This is a genomic window from Ruegeria sp. CG4 (assembly GCF_056537185.1).
The window spans coordinates 88,905-109,809 of sequence record NZ_JBQFRB010000002.1 but is presented as its reverse complement, the minus strand read 5'-3'; the positions used below and the strand labels follow the sequence as shown (position 1 = coordinate 109,809).

The window sequence follows — 20,905 nt, the reverse complement described above, 5'->3', positions numbered from 1 at the left end:
GTCTGAAATGGCTAACTTCGACATATTCGACACGATTGAACAGCTGCGCAAAACCGGTGAGGCCTTTTGTGTGGCAACGGTCCTGCGCACGGCGGATGCAACGTCCGCAAAGGCCGGAGGAAAAGCTGCGATCACCAAAGACGGACGCCTTCTTGGGCATCTCGGAGGGGCTTGCGTGCAGCGCGCCGTCCGAACCTCGGCGCGGACGGCGCTGACCACCGGCGAGCCGCAGATGATCCGTGTCAAACCTTCGAACAAGGTGGTGAGCATGACAGACCCCGACGGAGTGCAGACCTTCAAAAGCGGCTGCCCCTCGGGCGGCACTGTCGATCTGTTGGTCGAGCCGTATCAGCACACCCCGCGTCTGGTGATCTTTGGGACGTCTCCGATTGCCACAGCGCTGGCAGCGCATGGGGCGCTGGCCGGCTTTCGCATCTGCCTTGGTGACGAGGCAGAAACAGACGGCGACTACGATAGGTTTACGCTGGAAACCATCGACCATTTGGACATCGAATCGCAGGATTTCGTTGTTGTTGCCTCGCAGGGTCGCGGAGACGCTGACGCCCTGAAAGCGGCGCTGCAAACCGAGGCGGCCCATGTCTCCATGGTGGCCAGCCGCCGAAAGGCTGATGCGCTTACGGCAAAACTCATCGCTCAAGGTTTGGCGCCGGAGCGCGCGGCGCAGCTCAAATCCCCGGCCGGGCTGGATATCCATGCGATTGATCCGCATGAAATCGCCCTGTCGATCCTGGCCGAGATCGTGCTGTGGCGAAACACGAACAAATCCAGAGAGGCATCTGATGATGAAAAACGTGCTTAATCGCCTGCGGCGTTTTTGGCTGGTGCGCCCGGACGTAACGCCGGAAGAGGCTACCGAGACCGCACTTCTGGTCTATCCAAGATGTTGTTGAACAAAGGAAACATGAATGGAACTCAGTGACGAAATCCACATTGCCACCCCGCGCGACGTCGTTTACCGCGCTTTGAACGATCCGGATGTCCTGCGCGAGTGCATTCCAGGCTGCGAGGAACTGATCCAGCATTCGCCAGAGCACCTTGAGGCCAAGGTTGTCCTCAAGATCGGCCCGGTCAAAGCGCGGTTCTCGGGTGAGGTGACGCTGGATACTTCAAATGCACCTGAAGGTTTTTCCCTGACCGGGGAAGGCAAAGGCGGCGCGGCTGGGTTTGCCAAAGGTGGTGCCGACGTAACGCTTACCTCAAATGGGGATGAGACCATTCTTGCATACACCGCTAAAGTTGAAGTCGGCGGAAAGATTGCACAATTGGGTAGTCGATTGATTGCGGGCACCGCGAAAAAGCTCTCGGGCAAGTTTTTTACACGTTTTGGCGAGATTGTCTCGGAGCAATCGGTTTCTTAGAACCAGTATCAGTAGAACTTGGGATTGAGTGGCTGGGAATTGATCATCGTTCAGAGGTGACAAAACCCAGCCCATTTGAGTGCCCATCTGGACGTAACCAAACTTGATGCGGTCAAATCCAGTTGTTCTGCAGTGCGATTCACACTTCAAAGATGCGCGTGAACGACGGAAAGGGCGTGGGTTAACGCCCTTTCGGCGAAATCTATCTCGCTTGGAAAGTCGCTGCCCCTTCGGCTTGCGTCTTCCTGCAAGTTATCGCCGACTTTCTGAATGCGTCCCTCCGCAATCGTGCCCCAAACCGCGATATCCTTGATCTTCATCGGGTCTACGGTCAGGGGGTTCTCAGCCAAAATTGTGAAGTTTGCGAGCTTGCCGGGTTCGATGCTGCCCTGTTCTTCTTCAAGGCGGTGAGAATACGCCGCATTGATCGTGACCCCACGCAGGGCCTGTTCGGCAGAGATCTTTTGGTCGCTGCCGGCAACGCGACCGGAACTCGTGATCCGGTTTACCGCACACCACATCAGGAACAGTGGGTCGCCCGGTGCCATGGGCATGTCAGAGTGCAGCGACCACGAGATAGCTGATTTCTCCAGATCGCCCAGCCGCACCATCTGGTCCGCGCGCTCGGGTCCGAGGCCGGTTTCGCTGTAGCGATCTGATAGCGCGGTGACGTAGTAAGGATTGGCGCTGACGATCGCGCCGAGGCGTTTGATACGCTCGACCTGGTCGGGCGCGCTGACGGCGAAGTGGACAATCACCGTACGATGATCAAAACGCGGGTTGCGTAATAGATTATCTTCCAGCGTGTTCAGAACACGGTCGAGACCGGCATCGCCGTTGACATGCACATGCACCTGATAACCGGCGTCCCAATAGATCCGGAAAGCACGTTCGAAAGCATCCTGATCCATCATCCATTCACCGTGATAGTCACCGATGGCGGGGTCGCGAAGTTGGATTGCGAGGGAATATATGGCGCCGTCAGAGAACAGTTTTACGCTGCCAGTTGCCATGCTGGTCATGCCGCCGTACCAGTCGACCAAAGCCTCGGTTTTGCGGATCACGTCGGTATCCTGATCGTAAGTAGCAACCAGGCTTTTGCCATCGGGGATGAACGTCCATCGGAAGGGCATCGATGGCGCCGACATCACCGCATTGACAGCATCCTGAATGGGCTTTGCAAGAATACCGCCCGGTTCGTTTCCGAAGGTCACACCCTTGGCGTGCATGTAGTCGCGCATGGTCAGCAGGCCGGAACGGAACTTGTCAGGGTTTGCGACCATCGGTGCGATATTCGGCAAAACGGCAAACAAACCCTGTTCCCAGAAGTGACCATCTTCGAAACTGGATTGTGATTTTTCTGTCTCTGACCAGCTGGCGATCAGGTCTTCGGTGACGCCCGCGGCGTTCATCGCGGCTGTATTCAGGATGAACTCATGACAGGATCTGGCCCACGCGAATACCGGCCGCTCGGCGCTGATCGCGTCGAGGTCGGCACGGGTCAGAGGGCCATAGAACGCGGCATGATACCCCCAAGTGAGCAGCGGTTCAGCCGGATCATCCAGCTCGGCCTCGGCTGCCGCAAGGCGCGTCATGAAGTCATCCTTATCTTTCAAGGCAATCGCGGTGCCGTCGGGCAGTTCCCAATCCTCGATGGACAGGATCAGGGAAGACATTGTCAATCCTGCCAGGATCGGATGGTCGTGCTGCGCAATGAAACCGGGAACGATAACGTGGTCGTCGAATGTTGTGTCCAGATCGTACGGTTTATCTCCAAGGATGCCCTTGACCTCGTCCAGCGTTCCGGTTGCAAGGATCCGATCATTTATCACCGCAACGGCCTGAGCTGACGGTTGATCCGGGTCGAGCGTCACGATCTCGCGCGCGGTGAAAATCGTGGCGGTCTCCAAACCCAACATTGCACCGCCAACGTCCGAGAGAGAGGTCGCCTGAGCCATTGTCTGTCCGGCCAAAGCCAGGGCAGTTGAGTTGATCAGGGCGAATTCTAGGAAACGCCTTCTGGAAATATAAGTCATTACGTTCTCCGGAAATCACGTTGCTTAGGAAACAGCGGGTACAAATAACGTCAGCACCCATTTAAGCGTAAGGTACTCAAAAATCACCATGTTCTTTCAGAAACGGTCCGATTTCCTGAAAGAACTCATCGAACCCCGGATGGCCGCGTATCATGCAATGATTGGCTCCGGGCAGTTCAACGAACTCAGCCGTCGGGATTTCCCGGGCTGTCTCACGGCCTTCACTGATGGGTGCCGCCATGTCGCCTTGGGCATGCAACACCAAAGTCGGAACATTCACGCGCTGCGCATCTGTGCGTACGTCCATGTAGCTGTTCATTTCCATGATCCGCAAGGCCGTTTCCGGGCTGGCGGAGATGCGTTGCATTTCGTCGAAACTTGCCCCTTCTTCCGGCGTGGCATCCGGCATGTAGCAAGACGTGAAGAAATGGCGGTACACCGGATTGGGGGAGCCCCAGCCGGCCGATACCATGGCGCGAGATGCTTGATAAAATTGTTCGGCTTCGGCGTCCCCGCGCTTCATGCGCCCGCGCAAATAGCCCCCCAGCAGGATAAGAAATTTCACACGCTCGGGGTGTCTTGCCGCAAATCGAATTGAAAAAGCAGACCCCTGACTGATGCCGAACAGGCCAAAACGATCCAGCCCGGCGGCATCGGCCACGGCAATCATGTCGTCGATCATACGATCTTCTGAAATGTCCTCAACTTCCCAGTCGGAAAGCCCGTTTCCCCGTTGGTCGAACCGGACCAATCGACAGAGTTTGGACATCTCGGACAGGAAATCCCCCCAGACCGGGCTGGTCCACTCATACTCGATGTGATTAAGCCAATTCGGGGCTTTCAGCACAGGTGTACCTTCTCCGGTCGAGGCCCAGGCAAGATTTACGCCATCTGCCGATTTGCAGAACTTCACGCGCTGTTGCAGTGAAATCTCAGGAGCCGCACGCACGGGCGCCGCCTGAGGGGACCATTGCCAGACACGAATGGGGCGAGTGATGTTCTTGACGCGTTGGCCGCCCATGTCGCGAAATGGCGCGTCGACCCGGTCCTGAATCGCCTGATGCACGATATCCGAAACGCACACGCCGCCGGGTTCTGCCAATCCTTCAAGCCGTGCGGCGACGTTCACCCCATCTCCGAAGATGTCGCCGTCGTCGAAAATGACATCGCCCAGATTGATGCCGACACGAAATCGAATTCTCTTGTCGTCCTCCAGTTCGGTTTCCCGAAGGCTCATCGCTTGTTGAATGCTGACGGCGCATTGAACCGCGTCCTGAACGGATTCAAATGAGGCCAGCATGCCGTCTCCGGTCGTTTTGATGATGCTTCCTCGGCGCCGGGTTATTTCCGGATCGATCAATTCGCGCCGATGTTTCTTTTGACGTGACAGAACACCCAACTCGTCCACTTCCATCAAGCGCGAGTACCCGACCATATCGGCCGCCATAATGGCTGAGAGGCGTTGTTCCATGGCAATCCCCCCTCTGCGCCAGCGGTGGTTTGATCGCTGTCAATCAGGTGCCGGCGCGAAACAATGACCCCAGTATAGCCGGAAATCTTCAGGCCGTAACGGCGCTCTCACTTGTAGGCTGTTGATGGGGCTGGTGAAGGTTTGAAGAGATCGTGGAATTTTCCGACTTCACTCGAACTGAATAATGACCGCCTCAAAATCCTCGAAGCTTGTGACCTTGGTGTGATGACCGCGTCCGAACTTGTCTGCCATGTGCCAAACGTCCCCCGGTCCTATATCCCGAAAATTGCCATCGCTTGCGGTAACGCGGATCGTTCCGGCAAGGCACACCAGCCTTTGCGCCACAGGCGTCGGGTGGATCGGTTCGTTCCAACCTGATCGAAGCCGCAGGAACATGGTCTGTTTAACATGCTCCGGCTCGGAGACCTCAATTGCCTTTGCTGGTGGCGCAAAGCTTCGCTCTGCCAGCGGAACTTCGATCTCGGACCAACGGCTTTCGCCTGCGGCGTCGGCATACAGGTTGTAGTACTTCACGATCAAAACCCTTCCGGAAACTTGCCAAAGCCAGGCTGATGGTCAAAATCATCAACCCTAAAGCTGTGAACCAATTGGTAAGATGCTTAAAAAGCCGGCGACGATGTGATCCCATGCCGTACCTGTCGGCTCGGAGTCATATTCCAGGATCGTGCCATCCTCGTTCCGGGTCCGCCACTTAAGTTGGCCTGCACGCTCCAACGTCACGTGATAGGTGTAGGCTGGCAGCGCTTGGTCCAAGGCAGCCATGGTTTGACTGGCCAAAGCGGGCGAATCCATCAGAATCCCCATTTCGGTATTGATGTGGACCGAACGCGGGTCCCAGTTGAACGACCCGACGAACAGATATCGGTCATCCACCGCGAAAGCCTTGGAATGGAGGCCGGATCGGGATTGCGCCCAGTTGATGCCGCGACGTTGGACTTGGTAGGCATCGGGCCTCAGTTCATACAGATCGACCCCGCCGCGCAGCATTGCCCGACGTTTCTTGGCATAGTGGGCGTAGACCGGCGCGACGTCGTTCGAGGCCAATGAGTTGGTGACAACTTTGACCTCGACCCCGCGGTTTTCCAGTTCGGTCATCCATCTCACGCCATTGTTGCGCGGTACAAAATAGGCCGAGATAATGTTCACTTCGCTTTTGGCATTTTCGAAGTAGGGCAGAAGTTGGGATGCGAGAATTGGATCCGAGTTTTCCAGGCCTGCCGCTTTGGACGGCGGGTCCGCATACAATCGGGCAGGAAGCCAATCCAGTGACAGCGCGCCGTCTGCAAAATTCTCTTCGGCTGATCGTCGCAGGGCGGCGCCGTATTGCGTTTGCTTCGCCTCTTCCACCAGCGCGTTGAGCCTGCCTCGTGCATCGCTCAGGCTGAAGGCCTCTGGTTCACCGACAACCACGCGGGCAGGGACGGCAAATTCGCTGTTCCAGTATGCGTCAAAGCTTTTGGAGACTTCTTTTACAACGGGACCTGCGGCCAGAACGTCCAGATCGGCATAGTTCATTTCTTTACGGGCCAGAAAGTACTCGGCTCCGATGTTTCGCCCACCGACAATCGTGAGCACGTTGTCCGCCGTCATGGATTTGTTGTGCATTCGTCGATTGATGCGTTTGAAATCAGTCAGCCCCGCAACGATCAGGCTTTGATCGCGCCAGAACGGATTGAACAGCCGGATTTCGATGTTTTCGTGGTAATCAAGCGCAGCGGTCATCGCGTCGTAGCCTGATGTGTCCATATCATCCAACAGCAACCGGACACGCACCCCCCGATCTGCCGCTTGTAAAAGACTGGCCGCAAAGAGATGCCCGGTCGGATCGTTGTGCAAAAGATAGTATTGGGCGTCGATCGTTTGCTCTGCCGCTGCGGCCATCAATAGCCGTGAGACCAGAGCTTCTTCGCCGTCGCTGATCAGCTTTACACCCGAACGACCGTCTTTTGGGTCTCCGAGACGGTTGACGGTCTGCGCAAGATTGCTGCCCGAGCTTGCAGGAACAGCACTTGATACCGTCTTTTCATAGGTTCGAACCCGGGGAGAGCAAGCAACAAGGCCCAACGTGCAAACGACACAAACCACGATAGCCCATGGTTTCATAGTCTTCCTCCAACCATCCGTTACCAAATGATTACGCATCAGGGCGCGAATGCAAGTTTCTTCTTTGCAGCGTCTGGTTGTTTCGCGTCTGTCGCCGGGCGACGTGTGGTCGGGGCCGCAGTTTGGCGACCATTCAAAGCCACCTATTAGCGTGTTGGATGGGGGGGCGAGATAGGTCGAAGTATGGTGGCAAAGCCTGAATCCGTACCCGTTTTGCCTGAGAATACCCGTTCAGGCGTCGACTGTTCTGATGCTTCCGATCTCGATTTCTCGATTTTGTTTGGACGAGGCAATTGCCGCAAAAACGATGGCCAATGACTTTAGGTTGTTCTTTGCGGATACCGACGGCTCTCGGTCCTCTTCAATCGCACAAAGAAGCTCGCCCATGGTTCCGCGAAACCCGTCGTTGAACCATTGTCCCTTAAGCGCTGGGCGCGCGATGCCCTGCGCTGTCTCAAGCGTCACAGATTGCGATGAAAGATCCGGTCCCCTTGATGTAAGGCTTCCGGTTGTGCCAGCCACATATGTTGTGTCACGCGGGCCAAAAGGAACGCCCCCGTCAAAAATCAGGCTTGCTTGGCCTTGGTCCAAACGCACCAGCGCCTGTGACATCAATGGGACCTTGTTGGCCTGGCCACGTGCCGGTGTCGCGGTTGCAAAGACGCTTTCTGCCCTGTCGCCAACAAGAGACGCAAGAAAGTCGAACCAATGCACACCAAAATCATAAAGGATCAGGTGCTCCATTTCGTCAAACGGCGTACCTGCGGTCCAGCCGTGATCCCAGTGAATTGAAACATGTGCAGACAGAACGTCGCCGATCAATCCAGCTGAAACCGCCTCGCGCATCCAGGACAGGTGCGGGGCCCAGCGACCATTTTGGTTTACCGCGAGTTTCACACCCTGATCATCTGCCAACTTCACAAGGTCATTGCCTAGATCGAGGTCGTTAACAAACGGCTTCTGGCTGAGCACGTGTTTGCCCGCCTGCAAAGCAGCCTTGAGGATTGGCACGCGTTGTTCCGGATGAAGTGTGACGTCGACAACGTCGATTTCATTGTCGGAAAGAAGCGCCTGCCAATCATCTTCGATGCGCGCCGACGGGCAGTATTCGGCAGCCTTTTCTTCGGCTTTCGCGCGCGTCCGGTTCCAGATTGCGGCAATGTCCCAGCCGGCCGTTCGGTAGGCAACCAGATGGCTTACGGAAATTCCGCCCGTACCAATTATTCCGATCCTGGGCCTGTAGTTTTGAGGCACCGGTGGAGAATACGGCAAGTCCGGGGCAGGGACTTCGGGCAACTGGGCTGACTTTAAGGCATACTGGTCGGTTTTGGCACTGTCCTCGCTCATGACAGCAACCGGAGAGTTTGTTTTTCGCGGGCTGAACGGAGCGCGGTATCGACGATCCGCTGTGCTGTCAGACACAGGGCCGGATCAAGCGGCCCTTCGACCCGGGTTCCATTGGACAAGCAGCCAAGGACGTATTCGATGGCATTTCGTTCGCCAGCAGCCAACGGGGTCACCGGTATCTCGTGCCGTTCGGGTTTTGCGCGGGTCTGAACCGTTATGTGGCTGGCATAGTCGGGCGACGAAATGGTGCCGTCGGTGCCGACAAAAACAAACCCGCAAGTGGGTTGCGGCTGCGTTGTCCAAGGATCGGTGAACGTACCCCAGCGCGTTTCCATCTTCGACAGGCCTGTTTCGTAACGGCACACGGCGATTGCATGCTGATCGACCTCGATACCTGGTGTTTCGTCAACCGTGCATGTGACCTCGATCGGTGCACGGCCGCCCATGAACCAGGTTCCAAGCGTCGCGCCGTATCCCAGGTAATCAAGCAGCGAACCGCCGCCTGATGACCGTTTGTACCACCAGGAGTCCGGCTTTTGACGCTCGACTTCCTCGGGGGTTACTTCGACCTTGTCGGCCAGATGGTACAACGGTCCGCGATTTCCGTCATAGAAATGAACCTCACACAAATCGCCGATCATGCCTTCGTCGATCAACCGCTTGGCCGTCACGTGGCTTTCGACCCATCGCAAGGGCCAGTTGATGACCAGCTGATTTCCGGTTTCGTTCATTGCCGTCATCATCCGGCGGGCATCGTCAACGGATGTGGCAAAGGGTTTTTCGACAAAAACATGCATGTCATGAGGAGCCAGCCGTTCCGTGTAGTCCGCATGTTGCGCTGTCGCCACGCATAGAATGGCCATATCGTAAGGACCCGCCGTCATACATGCGTCGAAATCCGTAAATACCCGATCATCGGGAATATCGAATGCCTTCACTGCCGCCTGCATTTTGTCCTGATCCGGATCGAAGATCGCGGCGATTTCGGCGTCAGGATGCTCGTGCACCATCCGAAGCAAATCACCCATATGCATGTGATCGAAACTGACGCCGACGATCCGGAATTTTGCCATTGGAAACCTCCTTTAGCGTGTGCCGGTGATCCTGACATAGAGCGCGGTAACCGCGAGGATGATCAGCCCAAACAGGGCCGTGCGTGCACCTTCCGGCATCTGCATCAATGTTAGCATGGTATCCAGCACACGCAGAATAAGTGCGCCCACAATTGCACCCGCGAAGCTGCCACGCCCCCCAAAGATTGATGTGCCGCCGATCACCGCCGCGGCGACCGAGGGCAACAACAACGGATTTGCCAGGCTCAGTGAGGTTTGACGGATCATGCCGAGATAGAGCAAACCCGCCAGTGCGGCAATAAAGCTGGATAGCACGTAGAGCGCCAGATAGACTTGCCAGGCCCGTACACCGGAGAGTTTGGCGGCCTGTTCGTTGGAACCAAGTGCAAACAGCAACCGGCCAAACCCGGTATAGCGCATCAGCCACAGGATAAAGAGCGCGAACGGGACGAACACGAACAGTCCATTAGGCATTCCTGCGGTTCGACCGGTCCCGATCCATGAAAGGAAAGCGGGAATCTCGGTGCCCGCATTGATGACGAGGCGTTGGTAGACCTGCAGGCATCCGGTGGCGATCAATCCAGTTCCAAGCGTCATGATCAAAGGATGGACACGCACCAGCCCAACCCCGATGCCATTCACAACGCCAACAACAAGGCCTGCGGACAACGCAATCAGGACTGCGGGTGTAACGCCCCATATTGCGCTGAGTGTCGCGCAGACGAAGGCTGACACAGTAGCGACCACTCCGACCGACAGGTCAATTCCTGCGGTCAGCATCGTCAGTACCTGACAAGCGGCAAGCATCGCCAGCGGAATTGCGAACTTGATCAGGTTGCCGACCCAAAAGGTTGAAATCAGCCCGTCCCGACCGGCCCGGAACGGGGTGACGATACCCGGCCGCAAGACCTCGAGCACAGCGATCATCAGGAACAGGAAGACCAATAGGGGGATGATCGGGTTGTCACGAAGATACCGCCCAAAGCGGACCATTGGCAGGTCAGTGGTGTCCATGCTCATCGGCGGGCCCCCCTTAGTGACGCCGCAGTGCCCAGCATGACAACGAGGACCATGATTGTTCCTTCGATAATGGTTGTCACGTTTGGATCGACGGCCAGCAAAGTCAGGATCGTTCGGATGATCCGCAGAATGAAAACGGCGATGATCGGGCCAAGAAGGCCGCCTTTGCCACCACCCAGAACGACACCGCCAAGAACCACCGCTGCGACAGAGGCCATAAGATACGGACCAGGCACCGGCTCTCCTATCCCGGTCAGGGCGGCCAGGCTTAATCCGCCCATGGCGCAAAACAGACCGCATAGGGCGTAGGCGATAACTTTCGTTCTTCCGACCGCAACGCCTGAACGGAAGGCAGCCAGTTCGTCCGACCCGGTTGCATAGATCGAAAGGCCAAGTTTGGAGCGCCGGATCGGCAGCCAGACCACCGCGATGCCGACAGCGATGACGACAAGCGCCTTTGGCAGCCCGTCGAACAGAAAATGCCCTCGGATCGATTGTTCCAGCCAGTCCGCCGTCGCGCCACCGGGTGTTTCAAGGATCAGCAACGCAGCGCCTTCCCAAACAAAAAGCATGGCGAGTGTAACGACGATGTCGGGTACACGCGTCACGACAATCAGTAGCCCGTTGATCAGCCCCATCAAAAGCCCGACACCCAGAACTAGTAGCAGGGCGGGCACACCGGCCATGCGTTCCATCAAAACGGCAGCTGTCACGGCGCATACCGCCATCATCGATGCGACGGACAAATCGATGCCGCCGACGATCACGACGATGGCCATACCGGCGGTTGCAAAAGCAAAGGGCAGGGCGGCTCGGGCGATACTCTCAAGCCCGGACGCGCCGAAAGTGGGTTGTATCACCTTTGTGATGGTCAGAAGAACCACAAGAAGTAAAACAAGCCCCATGACCCAGGAGTGTTTTCGGATGGTCCCGCTCACGCTGCGCCCTCCGCTTCGGTCAGGCCATAAGCCGCGCGCATCAGTGTTTGTTCATCGGCGTCGGCAGCGTTTATCACGTCAACCACCCGCCCGTTGAAGATTACGACCGCACGATCGCAGGCCAGCGGGATTTCTTCCAACTCGGATGTGTAGAACAGAACCGCCGCGCCCTGATCAGCCAACTCGCGAACCAGTGGGTAAATCTGGCGTTTCGTGCGGACATCAATGCCACGAGTCGGGTCGAACAAAAGCAAGGTTTCGACACCGGTCGCCAGCCAGCGACCAATGGTGACTTTCTGCTGGTTGCCACCTGAAAGTCGTTGCACTTCGCCCTGCGCGCGTGTGTCGATCTGCAGCTTTTCGACCGCATAAGCGACCCGGTCCCGCTCGTGACGGAGTTTTATCGGCCCCCAGTTTCTAAGACGTGCCGAGAATGGTAGGGCAATGTTTTCCCTGACGGACCTTTGCGCCATCAAAGCATCAGAACGGTCGCCCGGCACGAAGGTCAGCCCGGCCGCAATGGCGTCGGCGGGGTGGGCGAAATGAACAGGCATTCCGTCCACTTCCATTGACCCTGACGTTGGTCGGTCAAAACCCGCGAGCACCTCGAAAAGCTCATCCTGTCCCTGACCTTCAAGCGCGACTACCCCCAGTACTTCGCCGGGGTACAAGTCGAACGAGACGTCCGAGAAACTGGGCTCGAACGCAAGCGACTGAACGTGCAATCGGGGTGTCTGTGTTTGTGGTCCGTTTGCTTGAAGTATCTGGCGCTGTCCGATGTCTATCTTTTGACCCAACATCAACTCGACAACGCGTTCTTCGACACCGGGTTCTATGTCGAGATCCCCGACGGACATGCCATCCCGCAACACCGTCGCCCGATCGCATAGTTCCGAAATTTCGGTGAAGCGGTGGGAAACATAGATCACCCCCATCCCGTCATTTGCCTTGCGTCGTACGGTTTTCAAAACACGTTCAACCAAATCTGTGGGCAGTGCAGCGGTCATTTCGTCCAGCAGGAGAACGTCAGGTTCAACTGCCAACGCGCGGGCCAGATCGAGAATGCGAAGCGTGGCGAGCGGCAGGTCGCCGATCATTGCCGACAACTTCAGGTCTTTGATCCCAAGTTCCGAAACCCAGTCACGGAACTGATCGACCGGTGTGTCGGTCAGCCTGAGATTGTCGGACACGTCGAGATCAGGAATAAGCGACGGTTCCTGGTAAACAGGCACCAGACCGGAACGGCGCGCCTCGGCCGGGTTTCCGACATGCGCCGGTTTCCCCCGGATCAGCACCTGGCCAGCATCAGGTTTCAGGGCACCCGTTATGATTTTGACAAAAGTCGACTTCCCGGCACCATTTGCCCCCATCAAGGCAACAATCTCGCCTTCGGCGACCGTAAGCTGGGCTTTGGTCAGGGCATGTACGGCGCCAAAACTTTTGGCCACGTCAGACGCGTCGAGTAGTGCTGTGCGGCTCATGGAATTCCTTGAATGCTGGAGATGCACTGTGTGTGCCCTCCGCCCCGCCGGGGGCGGAAGGCCAGTCTGTTGGGATCAGCCTTCGCCGGGTCCCTTGCAGTCGATGATCTGTTCCATCGTGTAGTCAGTCCATCCGGGAACCGTCACGGAAACGGGCCATTCAGGATCCAGATTAGGATTCTGAGCGGCCTTGATCGTTTCGCGGCCAGCATCTGTGGCGTTTTCCCAAAGCACGGGGTCGACAAGGACAGTGTTACTGTCAGGGGCCTCACCGTTCAGGATGTCGACGGCCAAAGCGATGCCCGCACCGCCAACCGAGCCGGGGTTTGTCACCGCTGCGCCATTCAATCCCTCAACCTCGGTCAGGTATTGAACAAAGCCCGCATTGTCCGCTCCGACGATCGGTACCAAAGGTGCGCCGGATTCCGTAAAGGCGTCGACGATTACATTGTCGATGCCGCTGGTCCAGACACCGTCAAAAGGGATGCCCGTGGCAAGGAAATCAAAGATCTGTTGCTTGCCCTGGTCCTGCTGCCATCCGGTGAAAACCTCGTGCACCACGTTGATCTCGGGATGTTCAGCCAGTGCGCGCTTAAAGCCATTGTCGCGGTCCGTATCCGCCGAAACCCCGGCGATACCGCGCATGTAAACGACGTCACCTTTCCCGCCGAGCTGCTCGAACAGCCACTTGGCACCAAGGTAGGCGTATTCTTCCTGATTGTTCGACAGAATGTACGCGCCGTCAGCCGAAACGCCGGCATCCACGGCCACAACGACAATGTCTTGCGCCATTGCCTTTTCAAGCGCCGAGTTCAAGGCGTCAGGATTGGATGGGTTCAGGACAATCGCGTCAACACCCGCTTCGATCAGGTTGTTGATGTCTTCCAGTTGCCCGGCAGAATCTGTGTTGCGATGCGCAACGATCAGGTTTGCGACATCGGCTTCAACCAATGCCTGCGCACGCATGGCGCAGATCATCTGTTCACGCCAGCCGTTACCCTGAACGGTGTTGGACACGCCGATGGTGTATTGCTTGTGCCCGTCCGCAAGCGCCACAGTTGCAAGAGAAGCAGATACTGCTACCGCAGCAACGCCATAAAGTAGGTTTTTCATTTCGTTTTCCTCCCAGTTTTCAATCGGTTCACGTTTGATGTTGTTTTATTTGATGAATGGCGACAGGACATCCCGGGCCAGCAGGAACCCCCGCTTGACCTTTTCGTCTGCGCCTTCGAACAGCCTGTCTTCATGCTCGATGATGATGGGACCGTCGTATCCGACGCGGTAAAGTCCGGAAAAGAAGCCAGACCAGTCCACGTCACCCAGCCCGCAAAGCCGGGGGACTTGCCACCCCATGCCGGTTGACATCACCCCGTTCTCATACAGCCCGTCCTGATCAACCATCACATCCTTGGCGTGGACATGGGCCATGTGAGGGCCGAACTCCTTGATAAAACGCGTCTGATCGATGAATTGCCAAATCAGATGCGAAGGATCGAAATTCATGCCAACCGCATCGCCCCACTGCTCGAATATCCGTCGCCAGATCTTGGGCGAATAGGCGATGTTGTGACCCCCGGGCCATTCGTCATAGCTGAAGATCATCGGGCAGTTCTCAAAACACAGGCGCACGCCAGAGTTTTGTGCGTGCTTGACGATCGGATCGAAAATTTCCGTCGCGCGTTCCCAGTTCGCGTCGAGGTTCAGCGTCCGGACACCGCCCACGAATGTGTTGACGACGTTGATGCCCATCACCCCAGCAGCGGTGATGACCTTCATGAGGTGCCCGATAACTTCTGCCCGATGATCCGCATCGGCATGGAGTGGGTTGGGGTAGTATCCCAGACCGGAAATCTCGACCCCATGACCGCCAAGTTCCGCGATAATCTCATTTCCCTGATCTGCAGAAAGGCCGTCCACGTTGATGTGGCTGGTTCCCGCATAGCGCCGTTGCTCGCCACCTGATGCAGGCCAGCAGGCGACCTCCATCGCTGAAAACCCATTGGCACCGGCCCAGGACGCCACATCGGCCAGTTGAGAGTCTTCGAATGGTGCAGTCAGTAAGCCCAGTTTCATGTCATCGCCCTCAAATCTCGCTCAAATCCACCCAGCGGCTTTCTTTTGCCGATTTCACGACAGCGTCGCAGAACTGCATCTCGTAATGGCCGTCCTCGAATGTGGCCCATGTGCTGCCTTGCTGACGCCCGCCTGCGATGACATCGGCATAGACGGCCCGAAAAAAGTTGAAGAAGGAATCCGCGAAGCCCTCGACATGTCCGGGTGGCAATGTGGCGGCGGCAACCCCGGGGCCGTTCATCAATGTAAAGTCGCGCATCAGGGTTTGGTTCGGCGCGTCGCGGTGCCCAATGAACAGATGGTCAGGAGTTTCGCTGTCCCAGGCGGCGCTGGCCTTCGCCCCGGCGATATCCCATTGCAATGAGTTCTTTCGACCCATGTTCACCTGAGACGTGCTCATCACACCGCGTGCGCCGTTTTCATAACGGATGAGGATCATCGCCGCGTCGTCGGTATCGATAGGGACAGTTTCGGTTTCGCCGGTTCCGCTGGAAAACGTCTCGACCGAGCCGAGAGGTTTCTGGCGTTCCGGAATGAAGGTTGTCAGCTCTGCAAAGACGGAAGCAGCTTTCAACCCGGTGACGAAACTAGTCAGATCAACCCAGTGCGTTCCAATGTCACCGACTGAACGCAGCGCTCCGCCCATTTCGCTTTCTAGCCGCCAGTTCCAGTCATCTGATTTTGCCAGCCAGTCCTGGTGGTAATGCCCTGTTATGAAACGAATATCACCAAGATCGCCTGTTTGAACCATGCCATGAGCCTGCTGGTTCAGCGGGTAAAACCGGATGTTGTAACAAACCGCCGCTACCTTTCCTGACGCATTGGCCAGGTCCACCATTTCAGCGCTTTCGGCGGACGTCATGGCAAGGGGCTTTTCACAGATGACGTGTTTGCCTGCCGCCAGAATCGACTTCACCTGCGGATAATGTGCGTGGTTCGGGGTCGTTACGTGCACCACATCGACGCTTTCATCCGCCAGCAGGTCGTCCAGAGATGTGTAGGCGTGCGTCACGCTGATCGCTCGCGCCCGGTCCCGACCGCGCTCCGGCGATGATCCAAGAACGCCTCTTACGTCCACGCCCAGACGCCGAAGGGCCTGAACGTGCACCGTTCCAATGAATCCGGTCCCGATCACTGCCGCGCCAATTTTTGCGAAGTCACTCATCGTGTGCTCCTGTCAAACAACCGAATACCCTCCGTCCACGGTGAGGCATGTGCCGGTCACAAAAGCCGCGGCATCTGACGCAAGAAACATGGCTGAGCCTGCGATATCTTCCGGTTGACCCCAGCGCGCCAACGGTGTGCGGGCTTCTACCGCTTTTGTGAAATTTGCATCTTCCCTCGCCCGGGCCGATTGTTCGGTCACGATGAACCCCGGTGCGATCGCATTCACCCGAATACCGTCCTTGGCCCAGGCGACTGCCAGCGACTTTGTCAGTTGTTCCACACCGGCTTTTGACGCGCCGTAGGCCGGGTTTTGCGGTGAACCAAATCGCGCATACATCGAGGCCACATTGATGACGCGTCCTTTTGCGGCCGAAAGGGCAGGGTGCAACGCCTCGGCGCAACGAAACGACCCGGTCAGATTGACGTCCAGCACGTGTGAGAAAAAGTCGGGCTCCATCTCCTCGCCGCGTCGTGTGATCGCGGCACAATTGATCAGCACATCAATATGGTTCCGTGCTCCAGCGAATTTGTAGACTTCGACCGTGTTGGTTACATCCAGTTGACTGTAGCCAAACCGGGTTGCGTCCTCTTCGATGCAATCCGGTTCCACGCCGGTAATTTCCACTTCGGCGCCCGCGTCCTGAAATGCTCTGGCAACAGCTGCGCCAATACCGCCCCGGCTGGCGCCAATCACCAGGACCTTTGCCCCAGTAAAGTCGAAGGAGGTCTTCGAAGTCATCAAAGAGCCCGGCTTCCGCTGCTTTTGAATTCGGATGTCATCACTTCCCTCAATCCGCGAGTTTCCTCTGCAATCGATTACATTTTCGAAAAAACCTGCTTTTCAAAAACTGTAATCGATTACATAATCGGCATCACAATAGATTCGAGTCAAGCTGGAAATTTTCTGACTGGTCATGAACAAGAAGCCCAAACCCGCCACGATACAGGATGTTGCCCGTTCCGCGATGGTGTCTACGGCCACGGTCAGTCGTGTTTTATCCAATCCTGGTCTGGTGTCGGAAGCAACGCGTTTGGCAGTACAGGAAGCCATTCATGAGACAGGCTACCGGGTCAACCAGGCCGCCAGAAACCTGCGCATGCAAAGGGCCGGTGCTGTACTGATCCTGGTCCCCAATCTAGGCAAGCCTTTCTACTCGGGCATCTTGGCTGGTATCAGCGAGGGGTTTGCCGGATCGGACTATGCAGTTCTGATTGCAGATACAGAAAGCAACCCATTGAAGGATGAAACTCTTGCCGGGTACTTTCGGGACGGCCGGATCGACGGTGCAATTTCGTTGGACGGCGGGATATCGTCGGCCGCGTTGCAGCAATGCGTCAGGTACGGGGCGGGTGACCGCATTGTCTTTTTGTGTGAATGGGTCGAGGGCGCGTCCTTTCCGGTGATTTCCAGTGATAACGCCGAAGGTGCGCGATTGGCGATCAGGCATCTGCATGATTTGGGCCACAAGAAAATCGCGCATGTGACCGGCCCCGACGGGAATGTTCTGACAACGGCCCGGCGTGAGGGCATGGTCGAAGAACGGACGCGGCTGGGGCTTCCAGCGCAGCCGGAGTGGATCATCAGGGGCGATTTCTCGCTGGAATCCGGACATGAGGCCGCCAGAAGAATACTCGCGATGGATGACCGCCCAACGGCTGTATTCTGCGCGGCGGACATGGTTGCCTTTGGGTTGATCTCTGGGCTGGTCGCAGGCGGGCTGAAGGTGCCCGAAGACATTTCGGTTGTCGGTTTTGACGATATCGAAATGTCAGGTTCTTACGTTCCCGCGCTGACAACAATCCGACAAGACCGGCATCAACTGGGACGCCGTGCAGCCGAGGTGTTGCTGGGCCAGTTGGCGAATACAAGCCGGAACCTTCCGACAAAAACGGCAGTTTCCGTGGAACTTGTCACGCGGGCGAGCACTGCGCCGCCCAGTTGACAGGCCAAAATTCGAGGCGACTTTGCTATGGTCAAGGAAGCTGCGTAAGAACTGCCATGAGCGATGAAAAGAGGGGATATGAGTAAGTCGACCGCATCCAATGGCTCGGATTTCGCTGTTCGGGACTATTCCCTGACCGGTACGAGTACGCGCCAGGCGATAGAGGCCGGTCTGTCGGCCGCCGAGTGGTATCATAGCGAGGTTCCCCGAAAGAAGCTGAAGTCTCTAATGAAGCGTCGGGATGCGCCTGCCATTCGTGACACTGCCATATGGATTGCCTTGCATTTTGTGTTTGCGGCTGGCGGGCTTTACTTTTGGGGTAGCTGGCTTTGCGTGCCTTTCTGGTTTGCTTACGGGGTTGTGTACGGTTCTGCCTGCGACAGCCGTTGGCACGAGTGTGGTCACGGAACAGCGTTTCGAACCCGGTGGATGAACGACGTCGTTTACCACATCGCGTCCTTCCAGATCATGCGAAACCCGGTCAATTGGCGCTGGAGCCACGCGCGGCATCACACCGATACACTTATTGTTGGCCGCGATCCCGAAATAGCGTGGATGCATCCGATCAACCTGATCCTTAAGACGCTTGCATTTGTAGGGATTGTCGAGACCTGGACTTCGCTCAAAGTTCTGATGCGAAATGCCATGGGGAACCTGTCGCAGGAAGAGCGGGACTACATTCCGGAAAGCCAGTGGCCGAAAGCAGTATTCTGGGCACGGGTTCACGTCGCAATCTACGCCTCTGTTTTATTGGTTTCATTGGTATTGTTTGTCTCTGGGGCAGCTTGGAAGTCCCTGATCCCGATACTCCTGATCGGCGGCCCCCGGGTCTATGGATGCTGGCATTTTGTAATGACGGGGCTGCTTCAGCATGGAGGATTGGCCGAGAACGTTCTTGATCACCGGTTGAATTCCCGAACGCTCTACATGAACCCGATCAGCCGTTGGGTTTACTGGAACATGAATTACCACATCGAGCATCATATGTTCCCGATGGTGCCCTATTACTCACTTCCAGCGCTTCATGAGTTGATCAAGGATGACCTGCCGCCGCCGAACACTTCAATTTGGGATGGCTACAAAGAAATGATGGGTTCCGTCATGAAGCAACGCATTGATCCGAACTATGCAATTCGAAAAACACTTCCAACGACGGCGCGACCTTATCGAGAGCATTTGCACATGGCTGTTCCCGAGCGAAAAACGGAAAATGCAAGCGGCGACCGGGAGGGAGTGTAATGCCTTGGGTCGACGCGTGCGCCGTAGACGATGTTGACGAAGAGGACGTCATTCGTTGGGATCACGAGGGTCGTACATACGCAATTTTCCGTAGTCAGGATAATGACTTCTACTGCACTGATGGACTCTGTACACACGAACAGGTGCACTTATCGGACGGCCTGGTGATGGATTATGAGATCGAGTGCCCCAAGCACAACGGGCTATTCGACTACCGCTCGGGCAAAGCTCTACGAGCGCCTGCATGTGAAGACCTTCGCACCCACGAAACCAAAGTGGAACATGGTCGTGTGATGGTTCTGGTGGAATGATGGTTTGGGTGAGGTATCCATTGTGATCAACCTGTCCGCTACTGGTATCCGGCTTTCCTTCGATTTGCAGTTGGGGTTGATCGAGAGCTTTTGCGTAAATGACGGCGGTACCGAGATCTCGCCGCTGCATCGCGCACCTTGGGTCGGAACGGGCGAAGCCATGCCCGAGGGTATTGCGCCTCATCTGGAAAAGCTCGGTGGTGATTTTTTCTGCGCGCCTTTTGGGGCAACCGAGGCCGCGTCGCCGCTGCATGGATGGCCGCCCAATTCACGCTGGGTATTGAAGAAAAAGACCGAAAACTACTTACGAGCCGAGCTCGAAAAAACAGTCTATGGGGCAAGGCTGCAGAAAGAGATCACACTGCGCCCGGGGCATCCATTTGTCTATCAGCGTCATACGTTCATTGGTGGCGACGGGTTGGTGCCGGTAGCCAATCACGCGAACGTATCTTTGCCAAATGGCGGGATCATTCAAACCTCTCGAAAGCAGTGTTGGAGAACACCTCAGACCCCGCTGGAAGTTGATCCGTCATTGGGCCATTCAGCGCTAAAATACCCGGCTGAAAGTGATACTTTGACGTCTTTCCCTGGTATGGGAGACGAATTGGACCTGTCACACTATCCATGGTCTTCGAAAAGCGAAGATTTTGTCGTTGGGCTGGAACCCCCTGAAGTGAAACTGGGGTGGACTGCGGTTATTCGCCCGGTGGAGGGCGACGTTTTCCTGTCACTCAAATCGGCACAGGCTTTGCCGATGACAATGTTGTGGCATTCCAACGGAGGTCGCTACTATGCTCCGTGGTCGGGCAGGCACTTCGCCTGCCTTGGGGTCGAGGAGGGGGCTGCGTCGACCGTTCTGGGCGCTGATGAAAACGGTTTTCCCAATGGTCGTGGAGTCATTCAACTGGACCCCGACGGCCAAGTTGAAATTAGTCATGTCGTCGGCGTGTTTCGTTGGCGTGATGGGGGCGGGGTGAACGCCATTGAGACCCGGAAAGACCAACTCCTGATCCGAAATACGAAAAGCGAGGAGTTCCTTCTGCCGTTTGACCCGCAAGCACTCGGCATTTGATTGGACAAAAGCTGCGCATCCACACTATTGATGCCCGGCATCAAGGGCGCCACTCAATGCTTCTCTCTCGACGTCTGCTTCATAGGGACAGTGCGGCGAGACGGCCTTTTCGACCGAGTGTCGGTATTGACGCCATATGACCGTGCTCTGGCCCGAAATGGCGCTTTGCGCTCGATCGTCCAGATTCTCGCTAGAGTTTGCACGGTATAGGCGGTCGGACGTTGGACAGCG

Annotated in this window: 19 protein-coding genes; 6 read left to right on the top strand and 13 right to left on the bottom strand. The window is 56.5% G+C overall.

Translation table 11 applies throughout. The annotated features are described in order from the left end of the window. The first annotated feature begins 7 nt into the window (after positions 1–7). Positions 8–820 (top strand): XdhC family protein, encoded by an 813-nt coding sequence (locus ACR0J2_RS06910; protein ID WP_170614569.1) that lies wholly within the window; start codon positions 8–10, stop codon positions 818–820. 106 nt (positions 821–926) lie between these two features. After that, complete coding sequence (locus tag ACR0J2_RS06905) at positions 927–1,379, top strand: SRPBCC family protein (RefSeq protein ID WP_170680458.1); 453 nt, start codon at positions 927–929, stop codon at positions 1,377–1,379. A 146-nt stretch (positions 1,380–1,525) separates the two neighbouring features. On the opposite strand, the gene ACR0J2_RS06900 is transcribed toward ACR0J2_RS06905, so the two are convergent. The 13 genes from ACR0J2_RS06900 to ACR0J2_RS06840 all read right to left on the bottom strand — a co-directional run bounded on the left by ACR0J2_RS06900 (position 1,526) and on the right by ACR0J2_RS06840 (position 16,848). Beyond that, complete coding sequence (locus ACR0J2_RS06900) at positions 1,526–3,415, bottom strand: amidohydrolase (RefSeq protein ID WP_480812096.1); 1,890 nt, start codon at positions 3,413–3,415, stop codon at positions 1,526–1,528. Between the two features lie 76 nt (positions 3,416–3,491). Further along, positions 3,492–4,886: an alpha/beta fold hydrolase gene (locus tag ACR0J2_RS06895; protein ID WP_480812095.1), complete on the bottom strand. Its 1,395-nt coding sequence runs from the start codon at positions 4,884–4,886 to the stop codon at positions 3,492–3,494. A 168-nt stretch (positions 4,887–5,054) separates the two neighbouring features. Next, complete coding sequence (locus ACR0J2_RS06890; RefSeq protein ID WP_480812094.1) at positions 5,055–5,420, bottom strand: cupin domain-containing protein; 366 nt, start codon at positions 5,418–5,420, stop codon at positions 5,055–5,057. Positions 5,421–5,477: 57 nt separating this feature from the next. After that, positions 5,478–7,010 carry a phospholipase D family protein gene (locus ACR0J2_RS06885; RefSeq protein ID WP_480812093.1) on the bottom strand — a complete coding sequence of 511 codons (1,533 nt, stop codon included), beginning with the start codon at positions 7,008–7,010 and terminating at the stop codon, positions 5,478–5,480. A gap of 231 nt (positions 7,011–7,241) precedes the next feature. Next, entirely contained in the window at positions 7,242–8,357 is a 1,116-nt protein-coding gene (locus ACR0J2_RS06880) for a Gfo/Idh/MocA family protein (protein ID WP_480812092.1), read from the bottom strand. Then, on the bottom strand, positions 8,354–9,430 hold the full coding sequence (locus ACR0J2_RS06875; protein WP_480812091.1) for a Gfo/Idh/MocA family protein: 1,077 nt from the start codon (positions 9,428–9,430) through the stop codon (positions 8,354–8,356). Before ACR0J2_RS06875 ends, ACR0J2_RS06880 begins: the two co-directional genes overlap by 4 nt. 12 nt (positions 9,431–9,442) lie before the next feature. Continuing rightward, positions 9,443–10,450, bottom strand: a complete 1,008-nt coding sequence (locus ACR0J2_RS06870; RefSeq protein WP_480812090.1) for an ABC transporter permease — start codon at positions 10,448–10,450, stop codon at positions 9,443–9,445. Further along, the gene (locus tag ACR0J2_RS06865) at positions 10,447–11,388 is read right to left on the bottom strand and encodes an ABC transporter permease (protein ID WP_480812089.1); all 942 of its coding nucleotides are present in this window, start codon (positions 11,386–11,388) and stop codon (positions 10,447–10,449) included. Before ACR0J2_RS06865 ends, ACR0J2_RS06870 begins: the two co-directional genes overlap by 4 nt. After that, on the bottom strand, positions 11,385–12,869 hold the full coding sequence (locus ACR0J2_RS06860) for a sugar ABC transporter ATP-binding protein (protein WP_480812088.1): 1,485 nt from the start codon (positions 12,867–12,869) through the stop codon (positions 11,385–11,387). Before ACR0J2_RS06860 ends, ACR0J2_RS06865 begins: the two co-directional genes overlap by 4 nt. 75 nt (positions 12,870–12,944) lie before the next feature. Beyond that, on the bottom strand, positions 12,945–13,982 hold the full coding sequence (locus tag ACR0J2_RS06855; protein WP_480812087.1) for an ABC transporter substrate-binding protein: 1,038 nt from the start codon (positions 13,980–13,982) through the stop codon (positions 12,945–12,947). 45 nt (positions 13,983–14,027) lie between these two features. Then, the gene (locus ACR0J2_RS06850) at positions 14,028–14,942 is read right to left on the bottom strand and encodes a sugar phosphate isomerase/epimerase family protein (RefSeq protein WP_480812086.1); all 915 of its coding nucleotides are present in this window, start codon (positions 14,940–14,942) and stop codon (positions 14,028–14,030) included. 10 nt (positions 14,943–14,952) lie between these two features. Beyond that, positions 14,953–16,107, bottom strand: a complete 1,155-nt coding sequence (locus ACR0J2_RS06845; protein WP_480812085.1) for a Gfo/Idh/MocA family protein — start codon at positions 16,105–16,107, stop codon at positions 14,953–14,955. A 12-nt stretch (positions 16,108–16,119) separates the two neighbouring features. After that, a complete protein-coding gene (locus ACR0J2_RS06840; RefSeq protein ID WP_480812084.1) occupies positions 16,120–16,848 on the bottom strand; it encodes an SDR family NAD(P)-dependent oxidoreductase in 729 nt (242 codons plus the stop codon). 175 nt (positions 16,849–17,023) lie between these two features. Here ACR0J2_RS06840 and ACR0J2_RS06835 point away from each other — a divergent pair, with 175 nt between their 5' ends. The 4 genes from ACR0J2_RS06835 to ACR0J2_RS06820 all read left to right on the top strand — a co-directional run bounded on the left by ACR0J2_RS06835 (position 17,024) and on the right by ACR0J2_RS06820 (position 20,674). Beyond that, positions 17,024–18,052 (top strand): LacI family DNA-binding transcriptional regulator, encoded by a 1,029-nt coding sequence (locus tag ACR0J2_RS06835; RefSeq protein WP_480812083.1) that lies wholly within the window; start codon positions 17,024–17,026, stop codon positions 18,050–18,052. Positions 18,053–18,130: 78 nt separating this feature from the next. Then, positions 18,131–19,291 carry a fatty acid desaturase family protein gene (locus ACR0J2_RS06830; RefSeq protein ID WP_480812082.1) on the top strand — a complete coding sequence of 387 codons (1,161 nt, stop codon included), beginning with the start codon at positions 18,131–18,133 and terminating at the stop codon, positions 19,289–19,291. Beyond that, entirely contained in the window at positions 19,291–19,602 is a 312-nt protein-coding gene (locus tag ACR0J2_RS06825) for a MocE family 2Fe-2S type ferredoxin (RefSeq protein WP_480812081.1), read from the top strand. The genes ACR0J2_RS06830 and ACR0J2_RS06825 overlap by 1 nt, the downstream gene beginning before the upstream one ends. Positions 19,603–19,606: 4 nt before the next feature. Beyond that, complete coding sequence (locus ACR0J2_RS06820) at positions 19,607–20,674, top strand: hypothetical protein (RefSeq protein WP_480812080.1); 1,068 nt, start codon at positions 19,607–19,609, stop codon at positions 20,672–20,674. Positions 20,675–20,905 lie beyond the last annotated feature (231 nt).